The 21,697-nt window shown below is 65.5% G+C and carries 25 protein-coding genes; 14 read left to right on the forward strand and 11 right to left on the reverse strand.

The annotated features are described in order from the left end of the window. Positions 1–12: 12 nt before the first annotated feature. Entirely contained in the window at positions 13–642 is a 630-nt protein-coding gene (locus tag AC2FNJ_RS05890; RefSeq protein ID WP_496763185.1) for a hypothetical protein, read from the forward strand. A 3-nt stretch (positions 643–645) separates the two neighbouring features. Here the strand turns inward: AC2FNJ_RS05890 and AC2FNJ_RS05895 are convergent, their stop codons facing one another. Continuing rightward, positions 646–954 (reverse strand): AzlD domain-containing protein, encoded by a 309-nt coding sequence (locus AC2FNJ_RS05895; protein WP_496763222.1) that lies wholly within the window; start codon positions 952–954, stop codon positions 646–648. A 20-nt stretch (positions 955–974) separates the two neighbouring features. Next, complete coding sequence (locus AC2FNJ_RS05900) at positions 975–1,691, reverse strand: AzlC family ABC transporter permease (RefSeq protein ID WP_496763187.1); 717 nt, start codon at positions 1,689–1,691, stop codon at positions 975–977. A 49-nt stretch (positions 1,692–1,740) separates the two neighbouring features. Here AC2FNJ_RS05900 and AC2FNJ_RS05905 point away from each other — a divergent pair, with 49 nt between their 5' ends. The 6 genes from AC2FNJ_RS05905 (at position 1,741) to AC2FNJ_RS05930 (ending at position 7,483) form a co-directional block, all read left to right on the forward strand. Further along, positions 1,741–2,631 (forward strand): formate dehydrogenase accessory sulfurtransferase FdhD, encoded by an 891-nt coding sequence (locus AC2FNJ_RS05905; RefSeq protein WP_496763223.1) that lies wholly within the window; start codon positions 1,741–1,743, stop codon positions 2,629–2,631. Positions 2,632–2,673: 42 nt separating this feature from the next. Further along, positions 2,674–3,627 (forward strand): AEC family transporter, encoded by a 954-nt coding sequence (locus AC2FNJ_RS05910; protein WP_496763188.1) that lies wholly within the window; start codon positions 2,674–2,676, stop codon positions 3,625–3,627. 61 nt (positions 3,628–3,688) lie between these two features. Continuing rightward, the gene (mobA, locus tag AC2FNJ_RS05915) at positions 3,689–4,330 is read left to right on the forward strand and encodes a molybdenum cofactor guanylyltransferase MobA (protein ID WP_496763189.1); all 642 of its coding nucleotides are present in this window, start codon (positions 3,689–3,691) and stop codon (positions 4,328–4,330) included. Then, complete coding sequence (gene mobB, locus AC2FNJ_RS05920; RefSeq protein ID WP_496763190.1) at positions 4,327–4,818, forward strand: molybdopterin-guanine dinucleotide biosynthesis protein B; 492 nt, start codon at positions 4,327–4,329, stop codon at positions 4,816–4,818. The genes mobA and mobB overlap by 4 nt, the downstream gene beginning before the upstream one ends. Next, a complete protein-coding gene (locus AC2FNJ_RS05925) occupies positions 4,815–6,884 on the forward strand; it encodes a molybdopterin-binding protein (RefSeq protein ID WP_496763192.1) in 2,070 nt (689 codons plus the stop codon). The genes mobB and AC2FNJ_RS05925 overlap by 4 nt, the downstream gene beginning before the upstream one ends. Continuing rightward, a complete protein-coding gene (locus tag AC2FNJ_RS05930; protein ID WP_496763193.1) occupies positions 6,881–7,483 on the forward strand; it encodes a GNAT family N-acetyltransferase in 603 nt (200 codons plus the stop codon). Before AC2FNJ_RS05925 ends, AC2FNJ_RS05930 begins: the two co-directional genes overlap by 4 nt. Before the next feature lie 9 nt (positions 7,484–7,492). Here the strand turns inward: AC2FNJ_RS05930 and AC2FNJ_RS05935 are convergent, their stop codons facing one another. From AC2FNJ_RS05935 to AC2FNJ_RS05945, 3 genes are all read right to left on the reverse strand, one after another. Further along, the gene (locus AC2FNJ_RS05935; RefSeq protein WP_496763194.1) at positions 7,493–8,500 is read right to left on the reverse strand and encodes a hypothetical protein; all 1,008 of its coding nucleotides are present in this window, start codon (positions 8,498–8,500) and stop codon (positions 7,493–7,495) included. 13 nt (positions 8,501–8,513) lie between these two features. Further along, entirely contained in the window at positions 8,514–8,984 is a 471-nt protein-coding gene (gene greA / locus AC2FNJ_RS05940; protein WP_496763196.1) for a transcription elongation factor GreA, read from the reverse strand. Between the two features lie 137 nt (positions 8,985–9,121). After that, positions 9,122–9,502, reverse strand: coding sequence for a VOC family protein (locus tag AC2FNJ_RS05945; protein ID WP_496763197.1), 381 nt, complete (start codon positions 9,500–9,502; stop codon positions 9,122–9,124). Between the two features lie 78 nt (positions 9,503–9,580). On the opposite strand from AC2FNJ_RS05945, the gene soxR reads away from it, so the two are divergent. From soxR to AC2FNJ_RS05965, 4 genes are all read left to right on the forward strand, one after another. After that, on the forward strand, positions 9,581–10,036 hold the full coding sequence (gene soxR, locus AC2FNJ_RS05950) for a redox-sensitive transcriptional activator SoxR (RefSeq protein ID WP_496763199.1): 456 nt from the start codon (positions 9,581–9,583) through the stop codon (positions 10,034–10,036). A 136-nt stretch (positions 10,037–10,172) separates the two neighbouring features. Beyond that, positions 10,173–11,819 (forward strand): electron transfer flavoprotein-ubiquinone oxidoreductase, encoded by a 1,647-nt coding sequence (locus AC2FNJ_RS05955; RefSeq protein WP_496763200.1) that lies wholly within the window; start codon positions 10,173–10,175, stop codon positions 11,817–11,819. A gap of 104 nt (positions 11,820–11,923) precedes the next feature. Further along, complete coding sequence (locus tag AC2FNJ_RS05960; RefSeq protein ID WP_496763202.1) at positions 11,924–13,639, forward strand: tetratricopeptide repeat protein; 1,716 nt, start codon at positions 11,924–11,926, stop codon at positions 13,637–13,639. Beyond that, positions 13,632–14,447 (forward strand): 4-(cytidine 5'-diphospho)-2-C-methyl-D-erythritol kinase, encoded by an 816-nt coding sequence (locus AC2FNJ_RS05965; RefSeq protein ID WP_496763203.1) that lies wholly within the window; start codon positions 13,632–13,634, stop codon positions 14,445–14,447. Before AC2FNJ_RS05960 ends, AC2FNJ_RS05965 begins: the two co-directional genes overlap by 8 nt. Here AC2FNJ_RS05965 and AC2FNJ_RS05970 read toward each other — a convergent pair. Next, on the reverse strand, positions 14,440–15,438 hold the full coding sequence (locus AC2FNJ_RS05970; protein ID WP_496763204.1) for a polyprenyl synthetase family protein: 999 nt from the start codon (positions 15,436–15,438) through the stop codon (positions 14,440–14,442). The genes AC2FNJ_RS05965 and AC2FNJ_RS05970 overlap by 8 nt on opposite strands. A gap of 56 nt (positions 15,439–15,494) precedes the next feature. Between AC2FNJ_RS05970 and AC2FNJ_RS05975 the strand changes: the two genes are divergently transcribed. The 3 genes from AC2FNJ_RS05975 (at position 15,495) to AC2FNJ_RS05985 (ending at position 16,761) form a co-directional block, all read left to right on the forward strand. Continuing rightward, positions 15,495–15,707 carry a putative signal transducing protein gene (locus AC2FNJ_RS05975; protein ID WP_496763206.1) on the forward strand — a complete coding sequence of 71 codons (213 nt, stop codon included), beginning with the start codon at positions 15,495–15,497 and terminating at the stop codon, positions 15,705–15,707. Beyond that, the gene (locus AC2FNJ_RS05980; RefSeq protein ID WP_496763207.1) at positions 15,707–16,480 is read left to right on the forward strand and encodes a tRNA1(Val) (adenine(37)-N6)-methyltransferase; all 774 of its coding nucleotides are present in this window, start codon (positions 15,707–15,709) and stop codon (positions 16,478–16,480) included. Before AC2FNJ_RS05975 ends, AC2FNJ_RS05980 begins: the two co-directional genes overlap by 1 nt. A gap of 116 nt (positions 16,481–16,596) precedes the next feature. Beyond that, complete coding sequence (locus AC2FNJ_RS05985) at positions 16,597–16,761, forward strand: YdcH family protein (RefSeq protein WP_496763208.1); 165 nt, start codon at positions 16,597–16,599, stop codon at positions 16,759–16,761. On the opposite strand, the gene yddG is transcribed toward AC2FNJ_RS05985, so the two are convergent. The 5 genes from yddG to AC2FNJ_RS06010 all read right to left on the reverse strand — a co-directional run. Continuing rightward, positions 16,758–17,621 (reverse strand): aromatic amino acid exporter YddG, encoded by an 864-nt coding sequence (gene yddG / locus AC2FNJ_RS05990; protein WP_496763210.1) that lies wholly within the window; start codon positions 17,619–17,621, stop codon positions 16,758–16,760. The two genes, AC2FNJ_RS05985 and yddG, sit on opposite strands and share 4 nt — an antisense overlap. Further along, positions 17,618–18,565, reverse strand: a complete 948-nt coding sequence (locus AC2FNJ_RS05995; RefSeq protein ID WP_496763212.1) for a transcriptional regulator GcvA — start codon at positions 18,563–18,565, stop codon at positions 17,618–17,620. Before AC2FNJ_RS05995 ends, yddG begins: the two co-directional genes overlap by 4 nt. 302 nt (positions 18,566–18,867) lie before the next feature. Beyond that, the gene (phbB, locus tag AC2FNJ_RS06000) at positions 18,868–19,590 is read right to left on the reverse strand and encodes an acetoacetyl-CoA reductase (protein WP_496763213.1); all 723 of its coding nucleotides are present in this window, start codon (positions 19,588–19,590) and stop codon (positions 18,868–18,870) included. A gap of 185 nt (positions 19,591–19,775) precedes the next feature. Then, positions 19,776–20,951 carry an acetyl-CoA C-acetyltransferase gene (locus AC2FNJ_RS06005; RefSeq protein ID WP_496763214.1) on the reverse strand — a complete coding sequence of 392 codons (1,176 nt, stop codon included), beginning with the start codon at positions 20,949–20,951 and terminating at the stop codon, positions 19,776–19,778. 194 nt (positions 20,952–21,145) lie between these two features. Beyond that, the coding region (locus AC2FNJ_RS06010) for an EAL domain-containing protein (protein ID WP_496763216.1) at positions 21,146–21,697 on the reverse strand (552 nt) is incomplete at its 5' end.

A 21,697-nucleotide genomic window follows, 5' to 3' on the forward strand; every position in this document is an offset into this window, starting at 1 on the left:
TGAGGAGCGGATATGTTGCGGATCGTTCTCGCCGGCGCGCTGGTGCTGAGCCTGGCGGCTTGCGCGACCCCGCGTGGCCCGCAGGCCGATGACGCCACCATCGCGGCGGTCAGCTATCGCGATCCGGGGCCAGCGAAGTTCACCCTCTACACGATCGTGAACAACCGCACCGGGTCGGGAGGGCACTCGTCGCTGATGATCAATGCCAGCGAGCGGGTGATCTTCGATCCGGCGGGATCGTTCCAGGCCGATATCGTGCCCGAGCGCGACGACGTGCTGTACGGCATCACGCCGCCGGTCGAAAAGGCGTATCGCGGCTCGCATGCCCGCGAAACCTATCACGTGATCGTTCAGGAGCTTGAAGTCACCCCGGAACAGGCCGAAACCGCCTATCGGCTGGCCAAGCAGATGGGACCGGTGCCGGGCACGTTCTGCGCCAATTACACCGCGCGCCTGTTGCAGCAGGTGCCGGGGTTCGAGCAGATCCGGACGGTGTTCCAACCGGTGAAACTCGCGGACCAGTTCGGCGACCTCCCCGGTGCGATCACCCAGAAATATTTCGAAGACGATGACGCGGATCTCCAGACCGGCATCGCCGCGAACAACGCCCGGCTGAACGCAACCCTTGCGACGCAGAACTGACGTTCACCCCAGCAGGTACAACAGCCCGTAAAGCGTCGCCGCGCCCGAGAAGATCGCGGCGATCACGTTCTTCGTCAGAAACCCCACCGTCAGAGCCATGGCGGCGGCGCTCATCCGCGGCAGGTCGGGCTGCCCGCCGGTTGCCGAGGGCCAGACCACCAGCGGCGCGATCAGCGCGGGCAGGATCGCCACCGCCGTGTAACGCAGGTGCCGCAGCAGCCAGGGCGGCATCGGGCGGTCTCCCACGAAACCCAGGAACACGAACCGCAAGGCAAAGCTGCCGACGGCCAGCCCGACGATCACGATCCACATGGTATCGGTGTCGATCGCGCTCACGCCCGGACCCCTCGGCGCTCAAGCCGCAATTCGGCATACGCCCCGGCCATCATGCCGGCGCATCCGGCGATCAGCAGGCCCAGATTGAACGGCACCCAGACCGAGCAGAGGGCCACCACGATCGCCACCAATGCGGCGACCACATGCGCCAAGGTGCGTAGCATCGGTCCGATCATAGACAGAAAGGTGATCGGCAGCGCGAAATCCAGCGCCCAGCTTTCTGGAATCTGCGTCCCCAGAACCGCGCCCAGATAGGTGCTCAGATACCACAGCGGTGCGATGGGCGAGATGGTGCCAAAGAAATACGCCACTCGCTGCGGAACGGTCATCGCGGGTTCCGTCTCGAACTGGACAATCGAACAGGCATAGGACTGATCGACGACGAAATAGGCCGCGCAGGCCCGCTGCCACAAAGGCGCAGCGCCGAGATAGGGCGTCAGCGAGGCCGAATACATCGCCACCCTCAGGTTGACCGCCAAGGCCGAGGCAAGCACGATCAGAGTCGGCGCATTGTCCTGCAGCAGTTGCAGCGCGGCAAACTGCGCCGCGCCGGCAAACACCGTGGCGGTGAAGGTCATGGTTTGAACGATGTCCAGCCCCGCCTCGGTGGCGAAGACACCGAACAGCAATCCAAACGGAACCGCCACGAAGACAAAAGGAGACCCGTCGCGAAATCCCTTCCAGTAGTAGGATTTGGATGTGGTGATTGCCATGGCGAGATCCTATTGTGACGGCGTCAGCAGTACTGTGCTTGCGAAAGGGTTGCAATTGGCCACCGAACTGGATCTTTCCGACTACATCATCGCCCCCGATCCCACGGCGGCACGCCTGACGCGCGCGGTGGACGGGGTCGATCACACCGGCCAGGCACGCCGCATCTCGGTGGTCGAGGAACGCCCGCTCACGATCTTTCTGAACAAGCAGGAAATCGTGACGGCGATGACGATCGGCGACTATCCGGAATACCTGGCGCTGGGATTCCTGCGCAATCAGGGCATGCTGCACCCCGAGGATCAGGTCGTGCGCGTGGACTATGACGACGAGCTGGAAACCGTCGTCGTCCGCACCGCCCGCGAAACCTCCTACGAGGACAAGCTCAGGAAAAAGACCCGCACCAGCGGCTGCGCCGTGGGCACCGTCTTTGGGGACATGATGGAAGGGCTCGAAGACGTGACGCTGCCGCAGGTGACGGTGCGCACCTCGTGGCTCTACGACCTGGCGGCCAAGATCAACCGGACCCCATCGCTCTATCTCGAAGCCGGGGCGATCCACGGCACGGTGCTCTGCCGCGAAAACCGCCCGCTGGTCTACATGGAGGATGTCGGCCGTCACAACGCGGTGGACAAGATCGCCGGCTGGATGCTGTCGGAGAACGTCCAGGCGGATGACAAGATCCTCTACACGACCGGCCGACTGACTTCGGAAATGGTGATCAAGACGGCCCTGATGGGCATCCCCGTACTCGCCTCGCGTTCGGGCTTCACCGCCTGGGGTGTCGAAATCGCGCGTGAGGTGGGTCTGACCCTGATCGGCCGGATGCGCGGCCAGCGGTTCGTCTGCCTTTCCGGCGAGGATCGGTTGCTGCGCGACGTGGATCCGTCCACGGTGCCCGGCGAGGACAAGAAGCACCGCAGAAAAAGCGCCTTGGATTGACACGCGGCGCCTGGCTCGCTCAGATCGCCAAAGGGGGATCACGTGGAACTCATCAACCTCATCGCGCCGGTCTTCGCGGTCATTGTCACGGGCTATGTCTTCTCCTGGACGAACCTGCTGGGCGAATCCACGTCCGAAGCCCTGGTGCAGTTCGCCGTTTACGTCCTGATCCCGGCCATCATGTTTTACCTCATCGGTCAGGAAGACTTTGCCAACCTGTTCAACCCCGGCTTCTACCTGTCTTATGGCGGGTCCATGGCGCTCCTGCTGGTCGTGCTGTTCCTGGTCCTCCGATACGCCTTCAGGTTCCAGACCGCCTCCGCGGCGGTCGCCGCCTTTGCGGGGGTGGCCTCGAACACGGCGCTGGTCGCGCTGCCGGTTCTGCACGCCATTTTCGGCTCCAAGGGCGCTTTGCCTGCGGTGCTGGCGAATCTGGTCGTCGCCATCGTGATCCTCGCCTTCACGGTAACGCTGGAAACCGCGGCCAGCCAGACCGCCCGCAAGCGGACGCCGGTCTGGAAGATCGTGCTGAACGTCCTGAAGAACCCGGTCATTCTGGCGACCCTGCTGGGCGTGGCATATTCCTTTACCGGATTGGGGTTCCCCAAGGCGGTCGCCGGCTATCTGGAGCTTCTCAGCCAGGCCCTGGCAGCCGTGGCGCTGTTCGCGATCGGGTTCACCACCAGCGTGAAAACGATCGTCAAGACAGGGCCGCTCATCCTGGCGCTGTCCTTCGCCAAGCTGATTGCCGCGCCCGGCCTCGTCCTGCTGGCCGCGCATCTCATCGGGCTCGACCCGCTCTGGACCATCGCGGCAACCGTGTCGGCGGCGGTTCCGACGGCCAAGAACATCTATTTGCTCGCGCAGCACTACGATCAGGAACCGCAACTTGCCGCCCATACGATTTCGGCAACGTCGATCCTGTCTTTCGGCACCCTGATCCTGTGGCTGTTCCTTTTGCACCGCATCTATCCGACGGCATTCCAGTTGCAGTGAAACCGGGTATAAGGGTCTGAAACATCTGGGCCGGTCAGCGGCCGGAAACTGGGATCAGGTCATGCAACAGCCTTTGGGTGTCATTCTCGCCGGTGGCCTTGCCACCCGCATGGGCGGCGGCGACAAGGGGATGCTGATGCTCGGCGGACAGCCCCTGCTCGGCCGCGTCATCGACCGGCTCGGGCCGCAGGTGGGGGCGCTGGCGCTCAACGCCAATGGTGATCCGGCGCGGTTTGCGCATCTCGGCCTTCCGGTCATCGCGGATTCGGTGCAGGGATATGCCGGCCCGCTGGCGGGCGTCCTGGCCGGGCTGGACTGGGCGGCGGGACAGGGCGCCGAAACCATCGTCACAGCCGCCGCCGACACACCGTTCTTTCCCGACGATCTGGTGGCACGGCTGACCGAAGCCGCCGCGGGGCAGGACCACCCCCTGGTTCTGGCCACCACCCCGCGCACCGGCGAAGAGCTGAAATCCGGCGGGCGTGGCAAGGTCAACCGCCATCCCACGTTCGGTCTCTGGCCGGTGGCGCTGCGGGACGATCTGCGCTCGGCCCTGAACGCGGGGCTGCGAAAGGTGGTGGTCTGGACCGACCGGCACAACGGGCGCGAGGCGCTGTTTCCGGTGGGCCGGTTCGACCCGTTCTTTAACGTCAACACGCCCGAGGATCTGAACCTGGCCGAAAAGCTTCTGGAGGAGGCATGAGGATCTACGGCGTCACCGGCTGGAAGAACGCCGGCAAGACCGGGCTCATGGAGCGGCTGGTGGCCGAGATCACCGGACGGGGCTATTCGGTTTCGACCATCAAGCACGCGCATCATTCCTTTGACATCGACCATCCCGGACGCGACAGCTTCCGCCACCGGCAGGCCGGTGCGCATGAGGTGCTGCTGGCCTCGCAATACCGGGTCGCGCTGATGCAGGAGCTGCGCGGCGCGCCGGAACCGCCGCTGCCGGATCTGCTGGCGCGGTTGTCCCCGGTCGATCTGGTGCTGATCGAAGGCTACAAGACCGCCCGCCACCCCAAGATCGAAGCGTATCGGGCCGAGCCCGGAAACGACCTGATCGCGCGGTGGGACGAGACCATCCGCGCCGTGGCCAGCGATACCCCGCTGGATCTGGACCGGCCGGTCTTCGATCTGAACGACGCCGGGACGATCGCGGATTTCGTGCTGGAGCAGGTGGGTCTTTGACCCCATTCCAGACCTTCGCGATGGTGGACTGGTCCGGCGGGAACGACACCGGCCCGCGGCCGCGCAAGGATGCCATCTGGGCCTGTGTGGCGCGGCAGGGCAGGGCGGACGAACCCGTCTATCTGCGCAACCGGACCCAGGCGGAAACCTGGCTTGCCTCCCTGATCCAAGCCGAGATCGCGGCCGGTCGGCGGCTGATTCTGGGCTTCGATTTCCCGTTCGGCTATCCTGCGGGTTTCGCCCGCGCACTGACCGGGCGCGATGACCCCCTGGCCCTGTGGGATTGGTTCGAAGCGCGGATCAAGGATGCGCCGAGGGCCAACAACCGCTTTGACCTGGCGGGTGAGATCAACCGCCGGTTTGGCGGCAAAGGTCCGTTCTGGGCCAACGGTCTCAAGCGCGACATCGACGGCCTGCCGCGCCGCAAGGACGGCTACCAAAACCCGTTTCCGGACAGGCGCGCGGTCGAAACCCTGGCAAAGGGCAGTTTTACCTGCTGGCAACTGGCCGGCGCGGGCGCGGTCGGCAGCCAGGTGATGATGGGCCTGCCGGTGCTGGCCCGCCTGCGCCGCCGGTTTGCCGGGCAGGTGTCCGTCTGGCCGTTCGAGCCGCTGCACACCCCCGTCGCCTTCGTCGAGATCTGGCCGTCCCTGACGCTGGGCGCCGCTCCGAAGGGCCGGATCAAGGACGCATGGCAGGTGCAACGGGTCGCCTTGACTCTGGCGCGGCTTCCGCCTCAGGAATTGGGACAACTGCTGGATGTCAGCGCGCCAGAGGAAGGATGGATCTTGGGTGTGACAGGGAACAAGCCGGACATCGCGCCGCCGCCGCTCAAAAACGACTGCTTCGCCCTGCCTGCCGGGGTGAACTGGACGCCCGTCGATGATGCGCTGGCGATGTTGCGCCAGCGGCTGACCCCGGTTGTCGGCGTCGAAACCGTCGCCCTGGCGCAGGCGTCCGGACGGGTGCTGGCCGAGGACGTGATCGCCCGCCGCTCCAACCCGCCGCTGCCCAACACCGCCGTGGACGGGTACGGGTTCGCGGGCGGCTATCCCGAGGGCGACCATGTCCTGCCGCTGCTTCCGGGGCGCGCGGCGGCCGGTATCGCCTTTGCGGGCACGGTCCCCGAGGGCAGCGCCCTCCGCGTCCTGACCGGCGCCGCCCTGCCTGCGGGTGTTGATACGGTGATTCTGGAAGAGGATGTGACTGTCGCGGACGGCCATATCGCCTTTCGCGGTCCGCTCAAGCGCGGGGCCAATACGCGCGATGCGGGCGAGGATGTGGCCGAAGGTGCGGTTGCCCTCAGCCGGGGCCGGAAGCTGACGCCGGCAGATCTGGCGCTGCTTTCCGCCATCGGCATTGCCGAAATCCCCGTGCGCAAGCAGTTGCGCGTCGCCGTCCTGTCCACCGGCGACGAACTGGTGGAGCCGGGGCAACCCGCTGCGCCCGGGCAGATCTTTGACGCCAACCGTCCGATGCTTCTCGCGATGGCGGGCCGCTTCGGCTACGCGACCCTGGACATGGGCCGGGTGCCGGACGATCGCGACACGCTGAAGGCGCGGCTGGATGCGGCTGCGGCCGGTGCGGACGTGATCCTGACCAGCGGCGGTGCGTCGGCGGGTGACGAAGACCATGTGTCGGCGCTGCTGCGCGAAGCGGGCGCGATGCAGGAATGGCGCATCGCCCTGAAACCCGGACGCCCCCTGGCGCTGGGCGTCTGGAACGGCACGCCGGTCTTCGGGCTGCCGGGCAATCCGGTCGCGGCCATGGTCTGCACCCTGATCTTCGCGCGTCCGGCAATGGGCGTGCTGGCCGGCGAGGACTGGCGCGCACCGCAGGGCTTCGACCTGCCCGCCGCCTTCGAAAAGCGCAAGAAACCGGGCCGCCGCGAATATCTGAGGGCGCGGGTGCGCGATGGCCGTGTCGAGGTGTTCCGCTCGGAAGGTTCCGGCCGGATCAGCGGTCTCAGCTGGGCCGAGGGCCTGGCCGAGATCGAAGACGGAGAACGCCACATTCGTCCCGGCGATCCCGTCCGGTTCATTCCGTACGGGAGTTTCGGGCATTGACCGTCACCGTCACACGCGGATTCCGGGACGTGGAACGCGATCAGGTGGCGGAGCTGTTCTGGCAGGCGTTTTCCGCGAAGCTGGGCAAGGTGATGGGGCAGGGCACCCGCGCGCGGGCCTTTTTCGCCCGCGTCCTGAACCCCGACTTCGCCTTGGTCGCCCGCGACGGGGATGGGCGGATGCTGGGGCTTGCGGGTTTCAAGACCGCCGAGGGCGCCCTTGTCGCCGGCACCCTGCGGGATCTCGCGCAGGTCTATGGGTGGTTCGGCCCGCTCTGGCGCGGCCCGATCCTGAGCGTTCTGGAACGCGAGCTTCAGCCCGGTGTCTTTCAGATGGACGGGATCTTCGTCGCCGCCGAGGCCCGTGGCAAGGGCGTCGGAACCGCGCTGCTCGGCGCGATCAAGTCCGAGGCGGCCTCGGCGGGATTGCGCGAGGTTCAGTTGGATGTGATCGACACCAACCCGCGCGCCCGCGCCCTGTACGAACGCCAGGGGTTCAGCCCGGTCGGAGAGGAAGAGACCGGCCCGTTGCGGCATGTCTTCGGGTTTCGGAAAGCCACCCGGATGCGCTGGACCGTCGAACCGGTCGCGGCATCCTGACGCGATCGCTCAGTCGAAAGTGCCGGCCACCCTTCCCAGCAGCATGAACGCCCGCGCCGTGCGGGTATCGGCCAGCGCCGCGATATCCGCATCGCTCGCGTCCGGCTCGAACGCGGAGAACATCTGATCGAAGCGGCGCAGGAAATGATGCGCCGCATCGCGAAAAATCGGATCCTGTTTCATGCGCCCGGCGGTCAGGGCCAGCGACGACCGGTCCCGAATCCCGCCCAGGGCGGCAATCGCGCGGCCTCGGGTGCCCTGCGCGAACTGGCGCCAGATTTCGGGTCGCGCCAGGTCGGGCTTGAGGTCGTCCATATAGATGCCCTCCTGGCTCAGCAGGGTCAGAACGTCCTGCGATGCCTGGATCAGTTGCGCCGCCTTTCGATCCTTGAGCGCGCGGCGCAGGGCGGCAAAGCCCTCGGTATCCTCGGCCGTTTCCGGAAAGTTCAGCGCGCGGATGAAGTCTTCGGTCGCCAGCGGCGGCGCCAGGGCCTCGGCCGGCGTGCCCAGTTCCAGCGCCGCCTGCTCGCCCCTCGGCACCGAGCGGTCCGGTTCCGGGACCGCCTTGCGCGGCATGTTTCCCCGCGATGTCGAAAACGTGGCCAGCGTGGTTTCGGCCTTTTTCGCCGCCGCCACGATCTCGTCCAGCTTGCGCGTGACCGAAGGTTCCTGCGCGATGGCCGCGCGCTGCTGCTGCAGGACATAGGCGTTGCGGATCGCGTCGATGGCGGTCTGCAGGCGCTGGCTCTCCTCGCGCATGACCCGGCTGGCCCGCATCGCCGTGGCTGCCACCCAGATCATCGCGACTGGCATGAACACGGCCAGCATCACCACCAGGAACCCGCTGCTTCCCGCATCGCGCGGCAACACGATGAAGACGACCGAAACCACCAGCCAGATCAGGCTGAGCACGATGGCGGCAATCTCGATGCCGGTGATCGCCGGCCATTGCGGCCGGTCATAGATGCCCAGCGAGGTCGGCCTGTCCGACTTCTTTTCCGGTTTGGGCTCCGACATCGGTCAGGCCCCGTCAGGAATACTGGATGGTCAGGATTTCATAGGACCGCAGCCCGCCGGGCGTGCGAACCTCGACACTGTCGCCTTCGTCCTTGCCGATCAGGGCCCGCGCGATGGGCGATTTGACGTTCAGCAGCCCGGCCTCGATATTCGCCTCGTGCTCGCCCACGATCTGCCAGGTTCGTTCCTCGTCGGTATCCTCGTCCACCAGCGTGACCCGCGCCCCGAACTTGATGGGGCCGGACAGCCTTTTCGGGTCGATCACGTCGGCCCGCGACAGGATGCCTTCCAGTTCCTTGATCCGGCCCTCGATGAACGACTGTTTTTCGCGCGCCGAATGGTATTCGGCGTTTTCGGACAGGTCGCCATGCTCGCGCGCCTCGGCGATGGCGCGAATGATCGCCGGGCGTTCCTCGGTCTTCAGCTTTTTCAACTCGGCCTCAAGCGCAGCAAAGCCCGCAGGCGTCATCGGAATCTTTTCCATCGTTCGTAACCCACGTAACAAAATTGCTTCGCCCCGCCGCGCGATGCGCCGGGGCGACAAGTTGGTTTCATGGATACCTGAACCAAATAGCGGGCAAATTGCAAGGGGCCACGGGATTTGCGCGCGCGGAATACGGCCTAGTCGTAGGCGACGACCTCGAATTCGATGCCGTTGTCATCGTCGAAATAGAACCGTCGTCCCGGCTCGTAATCCGCGTGGCTGCGCGGTTCGAACCCGGCCGCGCGCACTTTCGTTTCGACAGCATCCAGGTCTTCGACCAGAACGCCGACGTGATTGAGGCCCCCGACGGTATCGTAGCTGCTCTCGGTCGCGGGTTTGGGATCGTCGGGCGCGTAGAGCGCGAGATAGGTGTGGGTGCTGCCGACATGCACGGTGAAGCCGCCGGCGATGGCCGGCCCTTCCCACCGTGTTTTCCAGCCGAACACATCCTGCATCCAAGCGGCGGTCGCCCTGGGGTCGCGGACGGTGAAGTTGGTATGTTCAAGGGTGGCGGTCATGCTGTCTCCTTTTCGCTTGTTTCGACTCACCGTAATTTCTAAACCTAACTTCAGGTCAAGAGATTTTCGGAGCACGTCATGGCGCCGTCCGAAGGGCTGTCAATCGGCGCGCTGGCCCGGCGCACGGGGCTGGCCGTTTCAGCGATCCGCTACTACGAGGCGCAGGGCCTTATTTCGCCCTGGCGCAATCCGGGTGGGCAACGCCGTTACCAGCGCGCCGACATCCGGCGCCTCAGCTTCGTGATGATCGCGCAGCAATTCGGCCTGTCCCTGCCGGAAATCCGCGAGGTTCTGGCCGGGTTGCCGGGAAACCGGACTCCGACGCCGCAGGACTGGAAACGGATCAGCAAGGGCTTGCGCGCGCATCTGGATCAGCGAATCGACACGCTGGTGCGGCTGCGCGACAATCTGGACGGGTGCATCGGCTGCGGCTGTCTCAGCCTGCCGAAATGCGCCCTTTACAATCCCGACGACCGGGCAAAATCAAAAGGAAGCGGCCCCAGATACCTGATGGGTGACGCGCCAGAAGACTGATATGCCGCATTGCAGCGGTTTTACGCCGTGTTTCGATTGACCCGGGACTTTGACACCGGGTAATCAGCCGTGAAACAAAATTGCGCCGATCATGCGTTGAGAGCGCCAATTCGGAAAGTCAGCGAAGGAGCCCGCGATGGCCGAAATAGAACGCGAAGCGATGGAATATGACGTTGTGATCGTCGGCGCAGGCCCGGCTGGCCTGTCCGCGGCCATCCGATTGAAACAGCTCGACGCCGATCTGAACGTGGTCGTGCTCGAAAAGGGGTCCGAGGTCGGCGCGCATATCCTGTCGGGCGCGGTGCTGGATCCCTGCGGTCTGGATGCGCTGATCCCCGACTGGAAGGAAAAGGGCGCACCGCTCAACACGCCCGTGACCGAAGACAATTTCTACATGCTGGGCGAGGCGGGCCAGATCCGCATCCCGAACTGGCCGATGCCGCCGCTGATGAACAACCACGGCAACTACATCGTCTCGATGGGCAACGTCTGCCGGTGGATGGCCGAACAGGCCGAAGAGCTGGGGGTCGAGGTGTTTCCGGGCATGTCCTGTTCGGAACTGGTCTATGGCGAGAACGGCGAGGTCAAGGGCGTGGTCGCCGGCGAATTCGGCAAGAACCCCGACGGCACGCCGGGGCCGTCCTATGAGCCGGGCATGGAACTGCACGGCAAGTACGTGTTCCTGTCCGAAGGCGTTCGCGGGTCGCTGTCCAAGGAAGTCATCGCCAAATACGACCTGCAGGCCGGAAAGCAGCCGCAGAAATACGGCATCGGCATGAAGGAGATCTGGGAGATCGACCCGGCCAAGCACCGCGAGGGCACCGTCACCCACACCATGGGCTGGCCGCTGAACGGCAATGCCGGGGGCGGGTCGTTCATCTACCACCTTGAAAACAATCAGGTCTATGTGGGTTTCGTGGTGCACCTGAACTACAGGAACCCGTACCTGTATCCCTACATGGAGTTCCAGCGGTTCAAGCATCACCCGATGGTGGCCGACCTGCTCAAGGGCGGCAAGCGCGTCGCCTATGGCGCGCGGGCGATCACCGAAGGCGGCTATCAGTCGCTGCCGAAACTGGTGGCGCCGGGCGTGGCGCTGCTGGGCTGCTCGGCGGGCATGGTCAACGTGCCGCGCATCAAGGGCAACCACAACGCGATGCTGTCGGGCAAAGCCGCGGCCGAAGCGGCCTATGCGGCGATCCAGGCCGATCGCTCGGGCGACGAGCTGACCGCCTACGAAACCGAGGTGCGCAACGGTCCGATCGGCCGCGACCTGAAAAAGGTCCGCAACGTCAAGCCGATGTGGTCCAAGTGGGGCATGATCCCGTCGCTGGTCCTCGGCGGTCTCGACATGTGGACCAACACGCTGGGCTTTTCGCTGTTCGGAACGCTGGGCCATGGCAAGACCGATGCCGAGGCGACCGAGGAGGCCAGCAAGCACCAGCCCATCGACTATCCCAAGCCGGACGGCACCCTGTCGTTCGATCGCCTGACCAACGTGTCCTTCGCGATGACCAACCACGAGGAAAGCCAGCCCTGCCACCTGCACCTGACCGACCCGGAGGTGCCGGTCAAGGTCAACCTGCCGCGCTTTGACGAACCCGCGCAGCGCTATTGCCCGGCCGGCGTCTATGAGGTGGTCGAGGATGACGACGGGGCGCGGTTCGTCATCAACTTCCAGAACTGCGTGCACTGCAAGACCTGCGACATCAAGGATCCCAGCCAGAACATCACCTGGACCACGCCGCAGGGCGGCGACGGGCCGAACTATCCCAACATGTAAGCGGGAAACCGGATACTGGCAGAGTCGTGACGGCTCTGCCATTGCCTCTTTCGGCCCGAGGCCCTAGCTTGTTCCGCAGTCAAGGAGAAAAAGGCAGGATCTCGGTGATATCCCTGTTACGACATGCGGCGGGTGCCGTACTTGCTGCGGCTCTGGCCATCCCGTCCCACGTGTCGGCAGACTCGGTTGCCGGTGCCTATCTGGCCGGCCGTCAGGCGGTGTACCGCACCGACTACGCCGCCGCGGCCCAGTTCTATATCCGCGCGCTTGCGCTGGACCCGTCCAATCCCGCCCTGATGGAAAACGTGGTGCTGGCCCAACTGTCGCTGGGCCGGCTGGATCGCGCCTTTCCGGTCGCGGAGGAGATGGAGGGGATGGGCCTGCGCAGCCAGGTCGCCCATATGGTCGTGGTGGCGAACCTCGTCGCCCAGGGCCGGTATGACGACATCCTGGCGCGCGACCCCGAGACACTGGGCATCGGCCCGCTGGTGGACGGGCTCGTGACCGCCTGGGCGCATATGGGCAACGGCTCGGTCTCGATGGCGCTGGAACAGTTCGACAAGGTCGCCCAGCAAAACGGACTGCGCGACTTTGCCCGCTACCACAAGGCGATGGCCCTGGCGTCCGTGGGCGACTACGAGGGCGCGGAGGAAATCTTCGCCGCCGACGATGGCCAGGTCTCGCGCATGTCCCGCCGCGCGGCCATGGCGCGGGCCGAGGTTCTGTCGCAGCTCGACCGCAACGATGCCGCCCTGCAGTCGCTTCAGGATGTCTTCGGTTCCCGCGCCGACCCGGCGCTGACCCGGATCCAGGACCAGCTGGCGGCGGGGGAAAAGCTGCCCTTCACCCATGTGCGCTCGCCCGTCGATGGCATGGCCGAGGTGTTCTTCACCATCGGTGCGGCACTGAACAACGAAGCCGCCGACGACTATGTGCTGGTGTATTCGCGCACGGCCAGTTTCCTGCGGCCCGATCACATCGACGCCCTTCTTCTCAGCGCCGAATTGCTCGATGAGCTGGGCCAGTACGAACTCTCCGTCGAGACCTACAAGATGGTGCCGCGCGACGGTCCCGACTATCACGCCGCCGAACTGGGCCGGGCCGAGGCGCTGCGCCGGGCGGCGAAACCCGACGCCGCCATCGAAGTGCTTGAGAAGTTGGCGCAGGACTACCCGGATTTGCCGGTCGTGCACAGCTCCCTCGGAGACCTCCTGCGGCAGCAGGAGCAATATGCCGAGGCCATCGCCGCCTATGACACGGCCTTGGCGCTGACCGAGGAGGGCTCGGGCGGCCAGTGGTTCCTGTATTATGCGCGCGGTATCTGCCACGAACGGCTCAAGCAATGGGACCGGGCCGAGGCCGATTTCCGCGCCGCCCTGGAACTCAGCCCGGATCAGCCGCAGGTGCTGAACTATCTGGGGTATTCGCTGGTCGAGCGGCGCGAAAAGCTCGACGAGGCGCTGGAAATGATCCAGCGCGCGGTCGAGGCGCGCCCGGACAGCGGGTACATCGTCGACAGCCTCGGCTGGGTTCTGTTCCGCCTCGGCCGCTACGACGAGGCCGTGGGCCACATGGAGCGGGCGGTGGAACTCATGCCCATCGACCCGGTCGTGAACGATCACCTTGGCGATGTCTACTGGGCGGTCGGTCGCGAACGCGAGGCCGAATTCCAGTGGAAGCGCGCGCTGTCCTTCATCGACCCAGAAGACACGGATGGCGAGGCCGATCCCGACCGTATCCGCCGCAAGCTGGAGATCGGGCTGGACGCCGTGCTGGTCGAGGAAGGGGCGGAACCGCTGAAGGTCGCCACCGATGGTTGAGGGCTTTGCCCCCGCCAAGATCAACCTGACCCTGCACGTCACCGGCCAACGCGAAGACGGCTATCACCTGCTGGACTCGCTGGTGGTCTTCGCCGATATCGGCGACCGTCTGGAATTTTTCCCCGGGCCGGAATTGTCGCTGAAGGTCACGGGAGAGCACGCGAAAGGCGTGCCCGTGGACCATCGCAACCTGGTCTGGAAAGCGGCCAGGGCGGTCGACTGGACCGGCCGGATTCACTTGACCAAGGTTCTGCCGCACGGCGCCGGCATCGGCGGCGGCTCGTCGGACGCCGCCGCGACCCTGCGGGCGCTGGCGGACCGGACTGCGTTGCCCGACGCAGTTCCCCTGTCTTTGGGCGCCGATGTTCCCGTCTGCCTCATGGCGCAGGCCGCGCGGATGCGGGGGATCGGCGACAGGCTCGCGCCGATTGCCTTGCCATCCCTGCCGGCGCTGCTGGTCAATCCCGGCGTGCCGGTGCCGACCGCCCCGGTGTTCAAGGCGCTGGCATCCCGCGAGAACCCCCCGATGCCGGATCGGATCCCGGAGTTCGCAACCCCTGCCGATTGCGCCGGCTGGCTGCGCGCACAGCGCAACGACCTCGAGCCCCCCGCGACGGAGGTCGCGCAGGACATCGCGCTTGTTCTCGATGAGCTGAACCGGACCGCCCAGGCCATGCTGGCGCGCATGTCGGGATCGGGCTCGACCTGTTTCGCGCTCTACCCGTCGATGGAGGCCGCGCATCGGGCGGCCTACGACATCGGTGCGGCGCATCCGGATTGGTGGTGCCGTGCGACGCTGCTCAATTGAGCCGCGACACCACGTAGTCGGCCAGGTCGCGCAGCAGCGTGCGGATTTCATGATCCGGCAGCGCATCCAGCGCCCGCTTGGCCTTGTCGGCCCAGCCATTGGCATCGGCGCGGGTCGCCTCCAGCGTGCCGTATCTGTTCATCAGCGCCAGCGCGTGATCCAGATCGCCGTCCTGCTGCCGCCCTTTCTCGATCGTGCGCTCCCAGAATGCGCGCTCCTCGGCCGTGGCCTGCGCCACGGCCTTGATCACCGGCAGGGTCAGCTTGCGTTCGCGGAAATCGTCCCCGACGTTCTTGCCGGTCGTCTTGCTGTCGCCCTGATAATCCAGCAGGTCGTCCGCGATCTGGAACGCGATCCCCAGCGCGTCGCCATAGTCGAACAGCGCCTGCACCTGGTCGTCGGATGCTCCGGCGATCACGCCGCCCACTTCGGTCGCGGCCGAAAACAGCGCCGCGGTCTTGCCGCGCACCACCTGCAGATACACCGCCTCGTCGGTCCTGAGATCGCTGGCCGCGGTCATCTGCAGCACTTCGCCCTCGGCGATCGTGGCCGAGGCGTTGGACAGGATGTCGAGCACCCGCAGCGAACCGGTCTCGACCATCAGCTGGAAGCTGCGCGAAAACAGGTAGTCGCCCACCAGGACCGAACTCTTGTTGTCCCACAGCAGGTTCGCGGTGGGCCGCCCGCGCCGCTGCGCGCTTTCGTCCACCACGTCGTCATGCAGCAGGGTCGCGGTGTGGATGAACTCGACCGTTGCGGCCAGACGAATGTGATGCTCGCCGGCATATCCGAACATCCGCGCCGCCGCGAGGGTCAGCATCGGCCGCAGGCGTTTGCCGCCCGCCTCGACCAGATGCGCGGTCACTTCGGGAATGCGCGGCGCGTGATCCGAGGCCATGCGCAGGCGGATCAGATCGTTCACGGCCTCCATCTCGCCGGCCAGGATGTCGGCCAGACGTTCTTGCGGTTTCGCCCTCGCGCTGATGTTCATCACACTCCCGACACAAGGCTCGACTCCCGCCCCGCCTTGCCCTTACATCCATCCCCATGAAAGAGCTTCTGCGCAGCACCGACCCGACCGTCATGGCCTTCGCCTCCGCCCTTCTTGAAGGCGAGGATATAGACTGCTTTGAGATGGACGTAAATATGAGCATCCTCGAAGGCGGCATCGGAATCTTCCCGCGGCGGCTGCTGGTGCGCGCCGAGGATTTCGACCGCGCCCTGCGGGTGATGAAGGACAACGACATACCTCTTGCCTGATGACCGGGTTTTCCGACAACCAGTTGACTTGCAACGACTTTCTAGGAGGTCGGATCCGCCTGTGGCAACCGGTCCGGGGCTATCGCGCGGGCGTCGATCCGGTGTTTCTGGCCGCCAGCGTACCGGCCAGGCCGGGGCAATCCGTGCTCGAACTCGGATGCGGCGCCGGTGCCGCGATCCTGTGTCTGGCGGCGCGGGTCGGGGGGCTCTCTCTGACCGGGGTCGAGTTGCAGCCCGATTATGCCGTACTGGCCCGGCGGAACGCCCAGGAAAACGACGTGTCGCTGACCGTGGTCGAGGCCGACCTGTCCCATCTTCCGACCGGGATGCGCCAGCGCCGGTTCGATCATGTCATCGCCAACCCGCCCTATTACCGGCCGGGCGCGCACAGCCCGGCCACGGACCGGGGACGCCAGGCCGCCCTCAGCGAGCAAACGCCGTTGCCGGTCTGGGTCGATGTCGCGGCGCGCCGCCTCGCTCCGCGCGGCTTTCTGCACATGATCCAGCGGGCCGACCGCCTGCCCGAGATGCTGGCCGCCTGCGACGGCCGGCTGGGTTCGGTCGAAATCCTGCCCCTTTCGGCGCGGGCCGGCCGCGCGCCCGATCTGGTTCTCCTGCGGGCGCGAAAAGACGGGCGGGCGCCGTTCCGCCTGCACGCCCCCGTGATTCTCCACCGCGGCGACCGCCACCTGCGCAACGAGGATCACTACACCCCCGAAATCGCCGCGGTTCTGCGCGCCGCTGCGGCGATGCCCTGGCCCGGCAAACCCTAGGCCGTGTTCAGCCGAATTTGTAGGTTTTGTGACAGAATTTGTGCTGTTGCGGCGTGACAGGCCGGGACGGATATGCTCAACTTGGGCCGTTCACAATTCAGAGAAGGAGGATCGCCATGAGCGTGAGCGCACATCTGGCCGAACTGAAAAAGAAACATGCAAACCTCAGTCTCGAAGTAGAAGAAGCCCAGCGCTCTCCCGGCATCGATGATCTCCACATCGCTCAACTGAAGAAACAGAAGCTCAAACTGAAAGAAGAGATCGAACGGCTTTCGAACTAAGGTTTGAGGCTGGCGCGTGCCGCAATCGCGGCACCGCCGGTGATCAGGAGGGCGGCGATCGCCAGCGTCCAGGACGGCGCCGCGATTCCGACCAGAACCAGCACAAGGGTGGACAACAGCGGCGCGGCATAGGAGCTGGTGCCGAGGATCTGGATGTCGCCGTGCTTGACCCCGATATCCCACACGTAGAACGCCAGGCCGACCGGCCCCAGCCCCAGCGCCAGGATCGATGCCCAGCCGATGGCAGTGCCGGGCCATAGCGTTTCCTCGACGCTCAGGTGCAGTATCCACGATGCGACGGCCGTCAGGATGCAAAAGACGGCGACCGAACTGGTGGGCGTCTTTCCGACCCGGCGCGACAGGACGGAATAGCCCGACCAGGTCAGGGCGCAGAGCAGCGCCAGCCCGTAGCCCGGCAGATACTGGGCCTGAAATCCCGCACCGCCGCCCAGGATGATCAGAGCCGCCCCGGAGAACCCCAGAACCGCGCCAAACAGGTGCCCGGCGCGCAGGGTCTCGCCGGGCAGCAGGCCGGAAAACAGCACGATCAGCAACGGCCAGAGATAGGCGATCAACCCGGCCTCGGCCGCCGGTGCCATGCGCAGGGCCGAGAAATACAGCGCATGATACCCGAACAGACCCAGGGCCCCGAACAGATAGACCACCCAGCGCACGCGGCGCAGCTGGGCCAGACCGCCGCTGCGCCACGTCCAGATCAGGCCCAGCACCCCGCCGATGCTGAAACAGACCGCGTTGAGCAACAGCGGCGGCGTGGGCGCCGAGCCGACCGTGAACAGGGCCAGCAGTGACCAGAGCAATACGGCGACAAAGCCGATCACGGTAGCGCGGGATTGGGTCATGCGGGAGAGATGTCCTCGACCGGGATGATTCTGAACTCGTCCGAGATATGCGCGGTCTTCTCGATCTCCGCAAGAAACCAGTCGCGGAAGGCGGCGATCTGCGGGCGTTTCTCGGCGCCGGGCAGGCACAGGAACCGGAACCGCGCCTGGGTTTCGATGGCGACCTTGAAGGGCGCGACCAAGCGGCCCTCCATCATGTCCTTGAGGATCATCGGGCGCCGGCCAAGCGCAACGCCCACACCTGCCACCGCCGCGTCGATGGCGTGGTCGGCATGCGAGAAATGCGCGCCGTGAGTCGGGGTGAAGTCGATGCCGACGGCCCGGAACCATGTCGGCCAGTCGCAGGCCGGGCGCAGGAAGCTGATGGAGTCGTCATGGATCAGCGGCGCGTCGATCAGGCTTTCCGGTGTCGGAAACCGCTCGGCCAGGTCCGGGGTCATGACCGGCGTCAGCCACTCCTTGCGGACCGGCACCGAATACAGCCCGTCGTCCTGGCCATAGCCGAACCGGATCGCCACATCCACGTCGTCGCGCTCCAGGTCCATGTTGCGCAGCGTTGCGGAAAACCGCAGGTCGATCTCGGGATGGGCGCGGGCGAATTCATAGATCCGCGGCGCCAGCCATTTCGCGGTCAGCGCCGGGCCTGCAGTGACCGTAAGCGTGGTGTTGTCCAGCAGACGCCGCGTCGCCGCCCAGGCGGCTTGCAGGGTGGAGAACCCCTCCGCCGCGCCGGGCGCCAGCGTCCGGCCGGCCTCGGTCAGTTCGACGGCCCGGTTCAGGCGGCGGAACAGGGGCTGGCCCAGATGCTCCTCCAGCGACTTGATCTGAAACGACAACGCCGCCGGGGTCACGTTCAGCTCGTCGGCGGCCTTGGCAAAGGACATGTGCCGGGCGGCGGCGTCAAAGGCGCGGAGCGCGGTCAGGGGTGGCAGGCGGTCGCTCATGTCGGTTAAGATTTCCTGAACTGAAGCGTCGAAAACTCTCGTTTGTCGTCCGACAAAACAACCGTCATGTTTGTATCAAGTCAAGACAGGCTGATGCGAAAGGAGATGCGACATGATCGAGATGACCACCAATCCCGCCGCAAGATGCGCCTTTCAACGGGCGCATGAGGAGCGCGGCAAAGCCCTGAAATCGGCGCTGCGCTGGATTTTCGGTTCCCGCTGAGCGCAGCGCGCGCGTTCTTACGGGATGAAAGAAGGGCCGGTCCCAAGGGGCCGGCCCGACTCGTTGAACTGGATCCGCTTCAGTGGAAGAACTGCGCGCCGTTGGCCGAGATGGTCGAGCCGTTGATGAACTGCGAGTCGTCCGAGGCCAGGAACACGACGCAGCGGGCGATCTCTTCGGGCTCGCCCAGACGGCCGGCGGGGATCTGGCCGATGATCATCTCGCGCACCTTTTCCGGAACCGCCATCACCATCTCGGTGGCGATGTAGCCGGGGCAGATGGCGTTGGCGGTGATGCCCTTGGCCGCGCCTTCCTGCGCCAGGGATTTCACGATGCCCAGATCGCCGGCCTTGGTCGCGGCATAGTTGACCTGACCGAACTGGCCTTTCTGGCCGTTGATCGAACTGATGACGATCACCCGGCCGAACCCCCGCTCGCGCATGCCCGGCCAGACCGGATGAACGGTGTTGAACACGCCGGTCAGGTTGGTGTCGATCACCTGCTGCCACATCTCGGGGGTCATCTTGTGGAACGGCGCATCGCGGGTGATGCCGGCATTCGCCACCACCACGTCGATCGGGCCGATCTCGGCCTCGACCTTGGCGATGCCCGCCTTGGATTCTTCATAGTCGCCGACGTTCCACTTGTAGGTGGCGATGCCGGTTTCCTCGGTGAATTTCTTCGCAGCTTCGTCGTTGCCCGCATAGGTGGCGGCGACGTTGTATCCTTCGGCCTTGAGCGCCTTGGAAATTGCTGCGCCGATACCGCGGGAGCCGCCGGTGACGAGTGCTGTACGTGCCATTGAGGAGTCCTCCGATTCATTTGGCTTGATAATCTTGCTACAAACTATGCTGCGCATGCGCAATATTGTTTCGTGACCTATTCACTTGCGACTCAGGCAAAAAGTGTCGCGGCGGCAGCCCGTGCGGCCAGGCAAAGAAAAAGGCGCCCAAAAGCGCCTTTTGTCTATGGCCGGTGGCGCACCATTCAGTCGCGCTCCACGCAGAGCGCCACGCCCATGCCGCCGCCGATGCAAAGCGTCGCCAGACCTTTCTTGGCGTCGCGGCGCTTCATCTCGAACAGCAGCGTGTTCAGAACCCGCGCACCGCTGGCGCCGATCGGGTGGCCGATGGCGATGGCGCCGCCGTTCACGTTCACGATCTCGGGATCCCAGCCCATGTCCTTGTTGACCGCGCAGGCCTGTGCGGCAAAAGCTTCGTTGGCCTCGATCAGGTCCAGATCCTCGACCTTCCATCCGGCCTTTTCCAGCGCCTTGCGCGAGGCATAGATCGGCCCGACACCCATGATCGACGGGTCCAGACCGGCGGTCGCATAAGACGCGATGCGGGCCAGCGGTTCGATCCCGCGCTTCTCGGCATTCTCGGCCGACATCAGCAGCGTTGCCGCCGCGCCGTCGTTCAGTCCCGAGGCATTGGCCGCGGTCACGGTGCCGTCCTTGGTGAAGGCCGGGCGCAGTTTCTGCATCGCCTCGATGGTGGCGCCGTGACGGATGTATTCGTCGCTGTCCATCACGATGTCGCCCTTGCGGGTCTTGATGGTGAAGGGGACGATCTCGTCCTTGAACTTGCCGGCCTTCTGCGCGGCTTCGGCCTTGTTCTGGCTGGCCACGGCGAATTCGTCCTGCTGATCGCGGCTGATCTGCCATTTCTCGGCCACGTTCTCGGCGGTCTGGCCCATGTGATAGCCGTTGAAGGCGTCCCACAGCCCGTCGCGGATCATCGTGTCGATGTATTTCATGTCGCCCATCTTGTGGCCGGCCCGCAGCGCGGCGGCATGGGGCGACAGGGTCATGTTCTCCTGGCCGCCGGCACAGACGATCTCGGCATCGCCCAGCTGGATGTGCTGCGCCCCCAGCGCCACGGCGCGTAGGCCCGAGCCGCAGACCTGGTTGATGCCCCAGGCCGCGCTTTCCTGCGGTAGCCCGGCGTTGATATGCGCCTGGCGGGCGGGGTTCTGGCCCTGCGCGGCGGTCAGAACCTGGCCCATGATGGTCTCGCTGACTTCGGCTTTGTCCACGCCGGCGCGTTCCACCACGGCTTCCAGCACGGCGGCGCCCAGATCATGTGCGGGGGTGTTCGCAAAAGAGCCGCCGAAACTGCCGACACCGGTCCGCGCGGCGGATGCGATTACTACGTTGGTCATGTGGTCGATCCTTTACCGTCATAGTCGTTCGGGAAATTTGACGGCGCAGGTCGTCGGGTCAAGCCCGCAACGTTGAGAGCGCCTCACGATCCCCGCTCCAATGCCCCCTGCCATAACGTAATGCTGCAGTTGCAGCAACGGTCAGCTTGTCTCACCCCGCCCAAATGGCGGCAAAGCGCAGGCGGTGGCGACGTCTAAGCTCTGGCGCTGGCGCGGTTTTCCATCCTCCATGGCGGGTTGAGCGTCGGCGCGCCGAACAGGAATCCCTGCAGACAGTCGATGCCGCAGCCGATCAGGAACTCCGCATCTTCGCGCGCCTCGACCGATTCGGCAGTCACTAGGATGTCGAATTCGCGCGCCACGGCGATCAGCGCGCGGATCAGCGCCTGATTGTCGGGGTCCCGGCTGACGCCGCGCACGAACTGCCCGTCGATCTTGGCGGCGTCGAACAGGAAATCCCGGAAATGACGAAAGCTGAAACTGCTGGAGCCGTAGTCGTCGAGGGCAAAGGCGATGCCCTGCGGTTGCAGCCGGTCCATGAATTCGACCACCAGCTCCGGCACCAGCATGGCCGAAGGCTCGGTGATTTCCAGGATCAGCCGTTCACCCAGGTCGGGCGCGCGTTTCAGCGCCTTGTCGAGCACGCGCGACCAGCGTGAATAGCCGATGGATCTGGCCGACATGTTCAGCGCCAGGCGGATCTCGGGGTTGGCGGCCAGAGTCCGCAGCCCCATCTCGAGCGCGAT

The organism is Ruegeria sp. BHSB196 (genome assembly GCF_059613135.1).